The following is a 13,597-nucleotide window of genomic DNA, read 5'->3' as shown; positions in this document are numbered from 1 at the left end:
CAGCCTATGGCTACCGTAAAAGTCGATACGTCCAATTTCGAGGCAGAAGTTCTCCAGTCCTCCCAGCCTGTCGTCGTGGATTTCTGGGCGGAATGGTGCGGCCCGTGCAAGATGATCGCCCCCGCCCTCGACGAAATCGCCAATGAAATGAACGGCAAGGTCAAGATCGCCAAGCTCAACATTGACGAAAACCCGGAACTCGCCGCCAAATTCGGCGTGCGCTCCATCCCGACACTGGCCATGTTCAAGGGCGGTGAAGTTGCCGATATCAAGGTCGGTGCCGCCCCGAAGACGGCGCTGACAAGCTGGATTTCCGGCGCTGCGTGAGTGGAGCGGCAAAAGGTTGATTGCAAAGAGCCCGGTTCTGCCGGGCTTTTTTGTTTTGGTGCTTAAATGCTTAGTTACGCAGGATAGCGTCGCGGCATAGACGGCTGAGTATCATTTCTGAAATTTCGGTCTGACATCTGCCTAACAACCTCCGACACAATGTATTGAGCGCCCATAACAAGATGACCGACATCTCTTCGATTGGGTTGTGTGGCCGAGTATCTGTTGCGCGTGTAGGAAGGCTGTGTCTCAATGACTCGCTTTACCGGGCACCGTCGAACGTTTTCCATCTCTCCCAAACATAATCAGCAATTTTAGTATTGTTGTGACTGAATTGCGCTTTAATTTGAGCTTCGTTTAAGCCTAGCGCCGCAGCGCCGGACTTTAGCACCAATTCGGTGGCAAGAAGAGAACTCTGTACGGCCCCTCGATAATCGTAGCCACCTGTTAAAACAGCAGATGCAGAATGCAGATGTAGCCGCGAAAGACCAATAAAACGAACAACAAGCTCGTTGTTGACAAACGGCTCCTTTAATTCCTCCGTCCCGTATTGAACGTCGGCTATGTCTAAAAACTGATCAAAAAAAGTCTGAACTTCCTCTTGTTCCGTTTTAATAATCATAAGCTGAACCGGAGTAAGCTCGACCCACTCAAAAGGGTTAACGGCTTTCTCACCATTCACATACGGAACGCCGATACGTGCGAAAATATCCCGATACATGAAAACGCCAATGTGACCTCCCATCGCAATATCCTGCTTACGGTAAATCGACGCAAATGCATCTTCAATTCTTTGAAGTATTTCAGGTTTTCCGTGTCCGGCAATCGCATAACCGACGCCATAACCAAGCTTTTCCATAACAGCTTGAGGCACACTCCACGATCGTTCCTTGATGTCGTCTCCCGCATCAAACCGTTCTTTGTCAGTTATGCCGACCAAATAAAGCAGATCCTCATCAGGGATATCGCGATTCTTCATACCAAAACAATAGTTTAAAAATCATAGGTTGCAATATTTTGTTGCTATAAATTCACAAACTTTACGAAATCATGCTCTCCCCCTCGCAATCAACGAAACGTTGACTTACGCCCAGACATGTCCTAACTTTAGGACATGTTTTCGAGGTGGGAACGGCTTCCCCACGCGCCATTCGCAAGAGTGGTCAGTAGTCGAAAGACCAAGAGATGCGGACTTTAGCACCCGCCGAAAACTGATAAAGGCCCCGCTCCTAGCGGGGTTTTTTATTGGGTTGCCATCAGGAATTTTTTCCGAATCCGACGTTCCAGCTTATCTTTGGAAATCGGATAGGTAGATTTGACGATGTAAAATCCTTCAGGCGTCTGTTCGAGATGAACAGCAACGAGGATAATGACCCGATCCACGACATGCTCATAAATCAGTTCGACACCCAGATTCTTATGTTGAGGAGCCTGACCGACATAGGTTGGCGTTTGAACAGCTCGCTCAATATAGCGCAAACACAAGGCGAATTCGGCAGCATGGCCCTTTATGGCGTGTTTCTGAGCTGCAACGGTAAAGATGACCTCTCCCGGCGGGGTTAAAATACCGAAATCTTTTAGCTTATCGATCGGCAAGGGACCTAATCGAAGGGGCGTTAATTTATTATAGGACATTTAAAAGCGCCTGCGGACAATCCCTGCCCGATAAGAAACTCACACCGGCGGCGTGCCGTTATCCGCCAGCACGTTTCCGACGACATAGAGTGAGCCGCCGATCAGAATGCGAGGTGGCGTGGGCTGACCTTTGACGCGGGCACGGATGGCGGCGAGTGCGTCGGCGACGGAGGAGACCGGCTCTGCCGTGACGCCGGCATCATAGGCGGCATTGGCCAGCACCACCGGGTCCAGCGCATTGTCCGTGCCGCGGATCGGCACGGTGAAGGCCATGACAGCCAGCCCCTCGAAGGCCTTGAAATAGCCAATAGGGTCCTTGGTGTTCAGCATGCCGATGATGAGATAGAGCGGGCGCGGCTGGCGTTCTTCAAACCCGGCCATGGCCTCGGCGATCACCTCGCCGGCACCGGGATTGTGGCCGCCATCGACCCAGATTTCCGCGTCATTCGGCGCATAGGTCATCAGATTGCCATTCACGAGTTTTTGTAGCCGTCCCGGCCATTCCACCGTCTGCATCGCCTTTTCCGCCACGGCCTCGGTGACGGTGAAACCTGCGGCGCGCACGGCCCGGATGGCGGCGGCGGCATTGGCATATTGGTGGCGGCCCGGCAGGCGCGGCAAAGGCAGGTCCATCAGGCCGAATTCATCCTGATAGACAAGACGCCCATGTTCCTCGAAAGCGATATAATCCTGGCCGAAGACGAAGAGCGGACAGGAAAGCCGCTCCGCCTTTTCAATCAGCGTCTCACGCGCCTCCTCAAAACCCTGCTGGCCGATCACCACCGGGCAATGGCGCTTCATGATGCCTGCCTTTTCCGCCGCGATCAGCTCCACCGTATCGCCGAGATAGGCCTGATGGTCGAAGGAAATCGGCATGATCACCGAGACGGCCGGTTTATCGATGACATTGGTGCAGTCCAGCCGTCCGCCAAGCCCGACCTCCATGATCACCGCATCGGCGGGATGTTCAGCAAAGAGGAGAAAGGCCGCCGCTGTCAGCAGCTCGAACACGGTGATCGGCTGACCGTCATTGACCTCGGCCACCCGGTTCAATGCGTCGGCCAGCACCTTGTCCTGCACCAGATGGCCCGCTCTGCCCTTGACGCCGAGGCGGTAGCGCTCGTGCCAGTTGACCAGATGCGGCGAGGTGTGAACATGAACGGCAAGCCCCGCCGCCTCCAGCAGCGCCCGGCAAAAGGCCGAGGTCGAACCCTTGCCATTGGTGCCCGCCACATGAATGACCGGCGGCAGCCGGTCCTGCGGATTGCCCAGCTTGTCCAGCAGCCTTTTGATCCGCTCCAGCGCCAGATCGAACCCTTTGGGATGAAGGCGCATCAAGGCATTGATGACCTGTTCGGCTTCGCTCGCGGCTCTGTCTGGCATCTGCTGTTCCGGGTCTGTGTCTGCTTCTGTTAAAAACGCCGCCCCCTGTCAGGGGAGCGACGCCATGGTCTCTTGCGTGAGAGAATAAAAACCTCAGGCTGCGTCCGGCACCCGCGCCAGAGCGGTTTCTTTCGAGATCGCCGGTTGCTTCATCATGATCGTCAACACCCGCGCCAAGGTGGAGGGGATCTCATGACGGCTGATGACCATATCGACCATGCCGTGTTCCAGCAGATATTCCGAGGTCTGAAAGCCTTCCGGCAGCTTTTCGCGGATGGTCTGTTCAATCACGCGCTTGCCGGCAAAGCAGATTTCAGCACCCGGTTCGGCAATATGCAGGTCGCCCAGCATGGCGTAAGAAGCGGTGACGCCGCCCGTGGTCGGGTTGGTCAGCACGACGATATAAGGCAGGCCCGCTTCCTTCAGCATGTTGACGGCAACGGTGGTGCGCGGCAGCTGCATCAGCGACAGAATGCCTTCCTGCATACGCGCGCCGCCCGAGGCCGGGAACATCACCAGCGGGCATTTTTCCTTCAGTGCCCGCTCGAAAGCCTTGACGATGGCTTCACCGGCTGCAAGCCCAAGCGAGCCACCCATGAAATTGAACTCATGCACCACGGCCACCAGCTTGACGCCTTTGACCGTACCGAGACCGGCGACAATCGTGTCGTCCTGCTCGGTCTTGAGGCGGCTGTCCTTGAGGCGGTCGGTATAGCGCTTGGAATCGCGGAATTTCAGCGGGTCCTGCGCCACTTTCGGCTGCGGCAGGGCTTCATAGTCGCCATTGTCGAAAAGATCGGCAAGACGGGCCTTGGCCGGCATTTTCATATGATAGCCGGAGGCGGGAATGACCCACTTGTTTTCTTCCAGATCCTTGTGGAAGACCATTTCACCCGTTTCCGGGCATTTGATCCAGAGATTTTCCGGGACTTCGCGGCGGCCGAGCATGGAATTGATGCGCGGGCGAACGTAATTCGTAATCCAGTTCACTTTGAATACTCCATTGGTCTGCAATGGCCGGATGATAGAGGCACTATTGCGCTGCGGCAAGGCGGGCTTCACGCACGCCGCCTGCAAGCCCACGCACCAGCGTCGCCACGGCTTCCACCGTATCGGCGCTGGCATGACCGTCTTTCGTCAGGCTCATTGACACCTGGTTAACGATAGCGGTGCCGACCACCACGCCATCGGCGCTGGCGCCGATCAGCCTGGCATGCTCCGCCGTCTTGACCCCGAAGCCGACGCAGACCGGCAGATCCGTACGGCTCTTGATGCGAGAAACCGCCGCCGACACCTTTGACGGATCCGGCAAGGCCGAGCCGGTAATCCCGTTCATCGACACGTAATAGACAAAGCCGGAGGTGTTTTTCAGCACCGTCGGCAGACGCTTGTCATCGGTGGTCGGCGTGGCAAGGCGAATGAAATTAATGTCGCGGCTGCGCGCCGGCAGGCACAATTCATCATCCATTTCCGGCGGCAGATCGACGACGATCAGCCCGTCAATGCCTGCTTCCAGCGCATCGTCGAGGAATTTTTCAACGCCATAGATATAGATGGGATTGTAATATCCCATCATCACGATCGGCGTATCCTGATCGCTTTCGCGGAATTTACGCGCCAGATCCAGTGTCTTGGCCAGCGTCTGGCCCGCTTTCAACGCGCGTTGACCGGCGAGCTGAATGGCCGGGCCATCAGCCATCGGATCGGAAAAGGGCATGCCCAGCTCGATCACATCGGAGCCTGCCTTCGGCAGGGCCTTCATGATCGCCAGCGAGGTTTCGAAATCCGGATCGCCCCCCATGAAATAGGTGACGAGTGCCGGACGGCCTTCGGCCTTCAGGTCCGCAAAGCGTTTGTCCATACGTGCGGTCATGTCAGAGCCCCATTCCCAGAATTTTGCCGACGGTAAAGATGTCCTTGTCGCCACGGCCGCAGAGATTCATCAGGATGATCTCGTCCTTGCCCATTTTCGGTGCGCGCTTGATCACTTCCGCCAGTGCATGGCTCGGCTCCAGCGCCGGAATGATGCCTTCCGTGCGGGTGAGAAGCTGGAAAGCCTCCAGTGCCTCATGATCCATGATCGGCACATACTCCACCCGGCCCATATCCTTCAGCCAGGAATGTTCGGGACCGATGCCCGGATAATCGAGACCGGCGGAAATCGAGTGGCCTTCCTTGATCTGGCCGTCACCATCCTGAAGCAGATAGGTGCGGTTGCCATGCAGAACGCCGGGAGACCCCGCCGTCAACGAGGCGCAATGCTCTTCGCCGTCCAGCCCCTTGCCGCCTGCCTCAACGCCGACAATGCGCACGCCCTTGTCATCAAGGAAGGGATGGAAGAGACCGATGGCATTGGAGCCACCGCCCACTGCCGCCACCAGCATATCCGGCAGGCGGCCTTCGGCTGCCAGCATCTGCTCGCGCGCTTCCTTGCCGATCACCGATTGAAACTCCCGTACCATTTCTGGATAGGGATGCGGGCCTGCCGCCGTGCCGATCATGTAATAGGTTTCGTCAACATTGGTTACCCAGTCGCGAAGCGCCTCATTCATGGCGTCCTTCAATGTGCCATGACCGGAGGTGACGGGACGCACTTCGGCACCCAGAAGCTTCATGCGGAAGACATTCGGCGCCTGACGCTCGACATCGGTCGCGCCCATATAAACGATACAGGGCAGGCCGAAACGGGCCGCGACCGTGGCGGAGGCCACACCATGCTGACCGGCACCGGTTTCGGCGATGATGCGGGTCTTGCCCATGCGCTTGGCCAGAAGGATCTGGCCGAGGCAATTGTTGATCTTGTGCGAGCCGGTGTGGTTCAGCTCATCGCGCTTGAAATAGATTTTCGCACCGCCCAGTTCCGCCGTCAGCCGCTCGGCGAAATAAAGCGGGCTCGGACGACCGGTATAATGGGTGTTGAGATGATCCAGCTCGGCCTTGAATTCCGGATCGGTCTTGGCCTTGTTCCACTCGCCCTGCAGGTCGAGGATCAGCGGCATCAGGGTTTCGGCGACAAAACGTCCGCCAAACAGGCCGAAACGTCCATCTTCATCCGGCCCCGCCCGGAAGGAATTCGGGGTTGGGTTCTGGGTCACTGTTTACTCCTTGGTCCCGATACCGCCTGTTTGACGGCGGCAAAAAACGCTTCCATGCGGGAAAGATCCTTGACGCCCGGCGCACTTTCGACGCCGGAGGACACATCAAGGCCCCTCGCCCCGGTCTCTGCCAGCGCCTGTCCGACATTGTCGCTGTTCAGTCCACCGGAAAGCATGTAATTCACCCCGGCGTCAAGATTTCTGAGCACGGTCCAATCGAAGGTGACGCCATTGCCGCCCGGCAATTCCGATCCTTTCGGCGGCTTGGCCTCGAAAAGAAACCGGTCGACGATCCCTATATAGGGATCGATACGCTCAAGATCAGCCGCTTCGTGAATGGCCATAGCCTTGATGACCGGCAGATTATAGAGCGCCTTGACGGTCAGCACCTGCTCCGGCGTCTCATGACCATGCAGTTGCAGCATGTCGGGCTTCAGCAGATAAACAATGTCATCGAGATCGTCGGTATCGGCATTCACCGTGACGGCGACGATTTTTGCCCTGCCCCTTGCCGCCTCGGCAATCCTGCCAGCGAGATCGGGCTCGATATGGCGGGGGCTTTTTTCAAAGAAAATGAAGCCGACATGGCTGGCGCCAAGGCTGACCGCCTTTTCGACCGCCTCGACCGTCTTCAGTCCGCAAATCTTGATATCCGGTGTCATGGCAGCGACGTCGCATGAAATCAGGTTTGAGTCGAGTAATTTATGACATTTTTCCGAAAACCGGGTCCCACTTTTTCGCCCTATGCTCTACTCAAAATCCAGTGCATGAAGTTCCGATCCATGTCGCTTCAGCCAGGCCTTCGCCGTCTCCATGCCCGGACACAAGTTTTCGCACAGGGCCCAGAATTGCGGACCATGGTTCATTTCCTTGAGATGTGCCACTTCATGTGCGGCGAGATAGTCGATCACCGCAGGCGGAGCCATGACGATGCGCCAGGAAAAGCTCAGGTTTCCGTTCCAGGAACAGGAGCCCCAGCGGCTGCGGGTATCCTTCATGGTGATGCTGCCGGGCTTTTTGCCAAGCCGTTCCGTGTGATGGGACACCAAGCGTTCGAGATCGCTGCGGGCTTCCTTTTTCAAAAAGGCGCTGAGCCGGCGCCCGACATGCTCCTCCAGACCGCTGACCCTGATCACCGGCTCGTCATCGATGAGCACTGCTTCGGTCAACCCGCGCAACTGCCCCGTATGATGGATGCGGTGCGGTACGCCACGAAACAGAAGGGTGCCGCCGGCCTTGACCCGGTTGTCGCCGGAAAATTTCGCCAGACGGGTTTCCATCCAGCCCTGATGACGGACAAGAAACTGCTCGATCTCGCTCTTTCGTAATCCCTTCGGCACCGTCATTTTCAGCGCCCGCCCACCCGGTTCGATCCGCAGCGTGATCCGGCTGGCGCGGCTGTTTTCCCGGATCGTCAGCGGGATGGCGCGACCGGCAATCTGCAGCACACGCTCCTCAGGGCCTTTGGCGCGTTTCAGGTGGCGCACCGGCGTGCGCAGAAAGGCGGGAAGCATCCGTTGCTTTTCTCTGTTTCGAGCAAACAAAAACGCCGGCATACAGGATGCCGACGTGTTCTCTCTTATCATAAAATTGGCTTATCCGGCAAAGCCTGAAGCGTTCTCGCCGTTTTCACCCTGACGGCGGGCGTCACGCTGGCGCATGAAACGGTCGAACTCCTCCTGATCCTTGGCCCGGCGCAGTTCCCGCACATAGGCTTCGAAATCCTCCCGCATGGCTTCAAGCTTGCGGCGCTCTTCCTCAATCCGTTTCAACTCGGCATCGCGCCAATCGTCAAAGGCGACATTGCCGGTCTCCGACCAGGCGCCATAACGGCGATGGCAGCCCGTGCGAAATCCGGAGAACACGCTATCGGCCTTTTCATTGGCCATATGCTTGAAGTGCCTGAAGCGCTCACCGAAGAGAATATAGGCCAGCATGGCCAGGCCAAGCGGCCAGAACACGACAAAGCCCAGCACCATCAGGGCAACGGTTGCAGGCGTCCAGTCCGGACGCAGCAAGGCTGACTGGTTCATTTCCATCATCCTCGTTTTATGGCAGCGGATTTTTCATAACCGATTGCCGCGGTTTGCTCCGATGCCTTCATCGGAAACCCTGTGTTTCCGGTCTTTTCGAGATGGGAATGAAAAAGGGGACCTTCAAGCAAGGCCCCCGGTGTAATCGTATAAATACTTGAAAAGCGATGGCTAAATCGCTCACCCTTCAGGCGGACTTTCCGCCCTTGATCACCCGCGTCACAATGCGGTTTTCGCCCTTGGAGTGCTCCTTGGCAAAGGCAATGATGCGCGGCGCAATCTCGCGGCGGAAGCGTGAACCGTTGAACACACCATAATGACCGACATCGGGCTGCATGTAATGCATCCGCTTGTCATCCGGCAGATTGACGCAAAGCGTCTGGGCCGCCTTGGTCTGGCCGACGCCGGAAATATCGTCGTTTTCACCTTCAACCGTCAAAAGCGCGGTATTGCGGATCGCGGAAAGATCGACGGGCTTGTCCCGATGCATCATCTCCCCCTTCGGCAGGGCGTGATCCATGAACACGGTCTTGACGGTCTGCAGATAGAATTCTGCGGTCAGATCCATGACGGCGAGATATTCGTCATAGAATTCACGATGCTTTTCTGCCGGCTCACCGTCATTCTTCACCAGATGAACGAAGAAATCCTTCTGGGCAATCATGTGACGGTCGAGGTTCATCGACATGAAGCCGGACAATTGCAGAAAACCGGGATAGACCGAGCGCATGAAGCCCGGCAGCGGCCAGGGAACCGTCATAATGACATTGTCTTCAAACCATTCGATCGGCTTGGTCTTGGCCAGTTCGTTAACGGCAGTCGGGTTGATGCGGGTATCGATCGGGCCGCCCATCAGTGTCATTGAGGAAGGCGAAGAAGCATCGCCTTCCGCCTCCATCCGTGCAACGGCGGCCAGAACCGGCACAGAAGGCTGGCACACACCCACCACATTGGTGCGTGGACCAAGGAAATGCAGCATGTCGATGACATAATCGATGTAATCGTCAAGATCGAAACGGCCTTCCGTGACCGGCACCATGCGCGCATCGATCCAGTCCGTGATATAGACATCGGCATGGGGCAGAAGCGCTTCAACGGTGCCGCGCAGCAGCGTGGCATAATGCCCCGACATGGGAGCCACCACCAGAATTTTCGGATCATCCGGGCGGGGCGATTTCAGCGCGCGGCTGAAATGGAGCAGATTGCAGAAGGGTCTGGACCAGACGACATTTTCGCTGACCCGTACCGCCTCGCCATTCACCATCGTGGTTTTCAGACCGAAGTCAGGCTTGCCGTAATGACGGGTGGCGCGTTCGAAAACCTCGGAACTGGCAGCCACTGTCCGCCCGAGCATGGTGTAGGACATTGGATTGAGAGGGTTGCGAAAGGCCAGTTGCATGGCATCCGCCACCATCCGGAACGGGGCCAGAGCGGCATGGTTCATTTCATATAGCTGATAGAACATTTCGGTTCCTTTCCTGTTCCACTCCCCCTGAAATGCCGCATTCACATCCCTGGGAACGAAACAGCCAGACAAAGTTCAACTGCGATTGAACGTATTCGATGTATTTGTGTTCATCTCACACGGATTAGATCATGAAATCCATTAATTTTTCTAGCAAAGACCGTGGTAAAAACAAAATTAGCATATCTACATACTTGACAGAAAAACTGACCGGAAGAGCTTAGGGGCTTTGCTGTCAAATCTATAACAGCATGGCCTGATTTCATCGAAATGGCACCGCCTATTGGTCGAACGATGCTCTGGAATTCATGGGTCCTTGCCCGCATCCGGAACGTCTCCTCACTTTGGGCGTTAAGACAATTGTGACACATATTTTTGCACCGCAACAGATAGAACGGAATTGTTCACCGCTGGCGTTTCCAATATGCCGTGCTATGTCGATAGCCTGGAAACACCAGTCAAATTTTCACACAGACATCAGGATTGATCATGACGAACAGCAACAATCGTAGCGCCACCCATTCCATTCACCCGATGTTTCTTGATCGCTGGTCACCGCGCGCCTTTACCGGCGAAGCGATGGATCGCGCAACGTTGATGACCATTATCGAAGCTGGTCACTGGGCCCCCTCCGCTTTCAACTATCAGCCATGGCGTTTCGTCTACGCGCTGAAGGGGGATAAGCATTTTGACGCCTTGCTGGGAACCCTGATCGAATTCAATCAGGGCTGGGCCAAGAATGCCTCGGCGCTGATCTTCGTCATTTCCGATACACTCAGCCGTCCTGCCGATGGCTCCGCCCCCAAACTCTCCCGTAGCCACAGTTTCGATGCCGGTGCAGCCTGGGGCTATATGGCGCTTCAGGCAATCCATTCCGGCTATCATGCGCATGCCATGACCGGTGTGGATTTTGACAAGGCTGCCGCCGTTATGGGCGTGCCCTCGGAATACAAGATCGAGGCTGCCATCGCTGTCGGCAAGATGGGCGACAAGTCTATTCTGCCTGAGGGCCTGCAAGCCAAGGAAACGCCGAACAGCCGCAAACCGCTGTCCGACGTTGCGTCAGAAGGCACATTTAAAGCGTAAATGTTTCACGTGAATCATTGTTAACCATTCCCCGATAAAAAAAAGCCGCGTTCTTTCGGACGCGGCTTTTTTGACGGCGAATATTGTCTCGATCAGATATCGAGATTGGCGACGCTCAAGGCATTTTCCTGAATGAAGTCGCGGCGTGGCTCAACCTCATCGCCCATCAGGCGGGCAAAGAGGCCATCGGCATCGGTCGCGTCATTCACGCGGACCTGCAACAGCGAGCGCACATTCGGGTCCAGCGTGGTTTCCCAGAGCTGTTCCGCATTCATCTCGCCCAGACCTTTGTAGCGCTGCATTGACAGGCCCTTGCGGCCGAAGGAGAAAACCGCGTCGAGCAGGCTGCGCGGGCCGGAAATATCCTGCTGGCCATCCTTGCGGGTCAAGACGGGTGGCGCACCATAGATATCGTTCAGACGCGGCGCGAGCTGATCGATATGGCGGGCATCAGCAGAGCCGATCAGCGCCACGTCCAGCGTTGCGACTTCTTTGACACCGCGCACCATGCGCTCGAAGCGCAGACCGCCTTCATCTGTCACATGGCCGGACCAGCCGCGCTCGGTTTCCTCGGCGATCAGATCGAGCCGCTTGGCCACTTCGGCGGCGGTCTGTTCGGCGCGTTCGCGATTGGCCGTCAATTCGTGGTTCAGCGCGCCGACAATCGCCGCCTGCTCCACCACGGACCGGTTATAGCGGGAATGCAGCCCGTCGATCAGCGAGCGCAGGCGAAGCGCATCATTGATCACCTCGCGCAAATCCTGTCCGGCGCGGACCTCGCCGCTGCCAAGTTTCAGCGCCGTGTCTTCCAGACCCATGGCGATCAGATAATCTTCCAGTGCCTTTTCGTCCTTCAGATACTGCACGGATTTGCCGCGCGTGACCTTATAGAGCGGCGGCTGGGCAATATAGAGATGGCCACGCTCGATCAGTTCCGGCATCTGCCGGAAGAAGAAGGTGAGCAGCAGGGTGCGAATATGGGCGCCGTCGACGTCAGCATCGGTCATGATGATGATCTTGTGATAGCGCAGCTTGTCGGCGTTGAATTCGTCTTTGCCGATCGAGGTGCCGAGCGCGGTGATCAGCGTGCCGATTTCCTGGCTCGACAGCATCTTGTCGAAACGGGCACGCTCGACATTGAGGATTTTACCGCGCAGCGGCAGAATGGCCTGGCTTTCGCGCGAACGACCCTGTTTGGCTGAACCACCTGCCGAGTCACCCTCGACCAGGAAGAGTTCGGATTTCGACGGATCGCGCTCGGAGCAATCGGCAAGCTTGCCGGGCAGAGAGGCGATATCGAGTGCGCCCTTGCGGCGGGTGAGTTCGCGCGCTTTGCGGGCGGCTTCACGGGCAACGGCAGCTTCCACCACCTTGCCGACCAGCACCTTTGCTTCGCCAGGATGTTCTTCGAACCAGGTGGACAGCGCCTCGTTCATCAGATTTTCCACCACCGGACGCACTTCCGACGAGACCAGCTTGTCCTTGGTCTGGGAGGAGAATTTCGGGTCCGGCACCTTGACGGAGAGCACTGCCGTCAGGCCCTCACGGCAATCTTCGCCCTGAAGGCTGACCTTTTCCTTCTTGATGATGCCGGAGCTTTCGGCGTAGGAGGTGACCTGACGGGTCAGTGCTCCACGAAAGCCAGCCATATGGGTGCCGCCATCGCGCTGGGGAATGTTGTTGGTGAAGCACAGCACATTTTCATGATAACTGTCATTCCACCACAGCGCGACTTCAACCGTAATCCCGTCCTTCTCGCCCTTGATGGCAATCGGCTTATCGACCAGCGGTTTCTTGGCGCGGTCGAGATAGCGAACGAAAGCCTCCAGACCGCCGTCATAGAGCATTTCTTCCTGACGGATATCGGACTTGCGCTTATCGGTCAGCAGAATACGGACACCGGAATTGAGGAAGGCAAGTTCCCGCAGGCGATGTTCCAGCGTGCCGTAATCGAATTCGGTTTTGGTGAAGGTTTCGGTGCTCGGCAGGAAGGTGACTTCCGTGCCGGAACGTCCTTCATATTGTCCCGTTACCGAGAGCGGCGCATCGGCAACGCCATGGGTGAAGCTCATCTCATGGACCCGGCCATTGCGGCGGATCTTCAGGCTAAGCTTGACCGACAGCGCATTGACGACGGAAACACCGACACCATGCAGACCACCGGACACCTTGTAGGAATTCTGGTCGAACTTGCCGCCCGCATGCAGCTGGGTCATGATGACCTCGGCTGCGGAGACTCCTTCGGAGGAATGGATATCGGTCGGAATACCGCGACCATTATCGGTCACCGTGACCGAGCCGTCCGGATTGAGCGTTACCGTCACAATATCGGCATGACCGGCCAGCGCCTCGTCGATGGCATTGTCCACCACCTCATAGACCATGTGATGCAGGCCGGAACCGTCATCGGTATCGCCGATATACATGCCCGGACGCTTGCGCACGGCATCCAGCCCCTTGAGCACCTTGATGGAATCGGCGCCATATTCGGCAGATGCATCCATTCCGGTTTCGGTCGTATCAGTCATACGGTGTTCTTTCCAGTCTCATGAGAAACCGCGTCATCGGTCGCG

The 13,597-nt window shown here is 56.8% G+C and carries 13 protein-coding genes; 2 read left to right on the top strand and 11 right to left on the bottom strand.

Translation table 11 applies throughout. From position 1 onward, the window contains the following. The first annotated feature begins 6 nt into the window (after positions 1–6). Positions 7–327, top strand: a complete 321-nt coding sequence (gene trxA / locus NAC44_RS19105) for a thioredoxin (RefSeq protein ID WP_250943155.1) — start codon at positions 7–9, stop codon at positions 325–327. 262 nt (positions 328–589) lie between these two features. Here the strand turns inward: trxA and NAC44_RS19100 are convergent, their stop codons facing one another. From NAC44_RS19100 to NAC44_RS19055, 10 genes are all read right to left on the bottom strand, one after another. After that, positions 590–1,306 carry a hypothetical protein gene (locus NAC44_RS19100; RefSeq protein WP_250943154.1) on the bottom strand — a complete coding sequence of 239 codons (717 nt, stop codon included), beginning with the start codon at positions 1,304–1,306 and terminating at the stop codon, positions 590–592. A gap of 263 nt (positions 1,307–1,569) precedes the next feature. Continuing rightward, the gene (locus NAC44_RS19095; protein WP_250943153.1) at positions 1,570–1,962 is read right to left on the bottom strand and encodes a hypothetical protein; all 393 of its coding nucleotides are present in this window, start codon (positions 1,960–1,962) and stop codon (positions 1,570–1,572) included. A gap of 39 nt (positions 1,963–2,001) precedes the next feature. Then, a complete protein-coding gene (locus NAC44_RS19090) occupies positions 2,002–3,345 on the bottom strand; it encodes a bifunctional folylpolyglutamate synthase/dihydrofolate synthase (RefSeq protein WP_250943152.1) in 1,344 nt (447 codons plus the stop codon). Positions 3,346–3,438: 93 nt separating this feature from the next. Next, positions 3,439–4,335, bottom strand: a complete 897-nt coding sequence (accD, locus tag NAC44_RS19085) for an acetyl-CoA carboxylase, carboxyltransferase subunit beta (RefSeq protein WP_250943151.1) — start codon at positions 4,333–4,335, stop codon at positions 3,439–3,441. A 43-nt stretch (positions 4,336–4,378) separates the two neighbouring features. Continuing rightward, complete coding sequence (gene trpA / locus NAC44_RS19080; RefSeq protein ID WP_250943150.1) at positions 4,379–5,218, bottom strand: tryptophan synthase subunit alpha; 840 nt, start codon at positions 5,216–5,218, stop codon at positions 4,379–4,381. Between the two features lies 1 nt (position 5,219). Further along, positions 5,220–6,440 carry a tryptophan synthase subunit beta gene (gene trpB / locus NAC44_RS19075; protein WP_250943149.1) on the bottom strand — a complete coding sequence of 407 codons (1,221 nt, stop codon included), beginning with the start codon at positions 6,438–6,440 and terminating at the stop codon, positions 5,220–5,222. After that, complete coding sequence (locus NAC44_RS19070) at positions 6,437–7,102, bottom strand: phosphoribosylanthranilate isomerase (protein WP_250943148.1); 666 nt, start codon at positions 7,100–7,102, stop codon at positions 6,437–6,439. Before NAC44_RS19070 ends, trpB begins: the two co-directional genes overlap by 4 nt. 87 nt (positions 7,103–7,189) lie before the next feature. Next, positions 7,190–7,954, bottom strand: coding sequence for a M48 family metallopeptidase (locus NAC44_RS19065; protein WP_250943147.1), 765 nt, complete (start codon positions 7,952–7,954; stop codon positions 7,190–7,192). Between the two features lie 81 nt (positions 7,955–8,035). Next, on the bottom strand, positions 8,036–8,473 hold the full coding sequence (locus NAC44_RS19060; RefSeq protein ID WP_250943146.1) for a DUF2852 domain-containing protein: 438 nt from the start codon (positions 8,471–8,473) through the stop codon (positions 8,036–8,038). 187 nt (positions 8,474–8,660) lie between these two features. Beyond that, positions 8,661–9,938 carry a polyhydroxyalkanoate depolymerase gene (locus NAC44_RS19055; protein ID WP_250943145.1) on the bottom strand — a complete coding sequence of 426 codons (1,278 nt, stop codon included), beginning with the start codon at positions 9,936–9,938 and terminating at the stop codon, positions 8,661–8,663. A 489-nt stretch (positions 9,939–10,427) separates the two neighbouring features. Here NAC44_RS19055 and NAC44_RS19050 point away from each other — a divergent pair, with 489 nt between their 5' ends. Further along, complete coding sequence (locus NAC44_RS19050) at positions 10,428–11,024, top strand: nitroreductase family protein (protein ID WP_250943144.1); 597 nt, start codon at positions 10,428–10,430, stop codon at positions 11,022–11,024. Between the two features lie 92 nt (positions 11,025–11,116). Here the strand turns inward: NAC44_RS19050 and gyrB are convergent, their stop codons facing one another. Continuing rightward, a complete protein-coding gene (gene gyrB / locus NAC44_RS19045; protein ID WP_250943143.1) occupies positions 11,117–13,552 on the bottom strand; it encodes a DNA topoisomerase (ATP-hydrolyzing) subunit B in 2,436 nt (811 codons plus the stop codon). Between the last annotated feature and the right edge of the window lie 45 nt (positions 13,553–13,597).

Origin of the sequence: Allorhizobium sonneratiae (assembly GCF_023700755.1) — a bacterium.
Classification (GTDB): Bacteria; Pseudomonadota; Alphaproteobacteria; order Rhizobiales; family Rhizobiaceae; genus Allorhizobium; species Allorhizobium sonneratiae.
This window is presented reverse-complemented; position numbering and strand designations above follow the sequence as displayed.

Bases quoted from the DNA above. Each gene is read 5' to 3' on its own strand.
- NAC44_RS19100 (WP_250943154.1), bottom strand. From the start codon at position 1,306: ATGAAGAATCGCGATATCCCTGATGAGGATCTGCTTTATTTGGTCGGC.
- NAC44_RS19055 (WP_250943145.1), bottom strand. From the start codon at position 9,938: ATGTTCTATCAGCTATATGAAATGAACCATGCCGCTCTGGCCCCGTTC.
- NAC44_RS19095 (WP_250943153.1), bottom strand. From the start codon at position 1,962: ATGTCCTATAATAAATTAACGCCCCTTCGATTAGGTCCCTTGCCGATC.
- NAC44_RS19060 (WP_250943146.1), bottom strand. From the start codon at position 8,473: ATGAACCAGTCAGCCTTGCTGCGTCCGGACTGGACGCCTGCAACCGTT.
- trpA (WP_250943150.1), bottom strand. From the start codon at position 5,218: ATGACCGCACGTATGGACAAACGCTTTGCGGACCTGAAGGCCGAAGGC.
- NAC44_RS19065 (WP_250943147.1), bottom strand. From the start codon at position 7,954: ATGCTTCCCGCCTTTCTGCGCACGCCGGTGCGCCACCTGAAACGCGCC.
- NAC44_RS19070 (WP_250943148.1), bottom strand. From the start codon at position 7,102: ATGACACCGGATATCAAGATTTGCGGACTGAAGACGGTCGAGGCGGTC.
- trxA (WP_250943155.1), top strand. From the start codon at position 7: ATGGCTACCGTAAAAGTCGATACGTCCAATTTCGAGGCAGAAGTTCTC.
- NAC44_RS19050 (WP_250943144.1), top strand. From the start codon at position 10,428: ATGACGAACAGCAACAATCGTAGCGCCACCCATTCCATTCACCCGATG.
- NAC44_RS19090 (WP_250943152.1), bottom strand. From the start codon at position 3,345: ATGCCAGACAGAGCCGCGAGCGAAGCCGAACAGGTCATCAATGCCTTG.
- gyrB (WP_250943143.1), bottom strand. From the start codon at position 13,552: ATGACTGATACGACCGAAACCGGAATGGATGCATCTGCCGAATATGGC.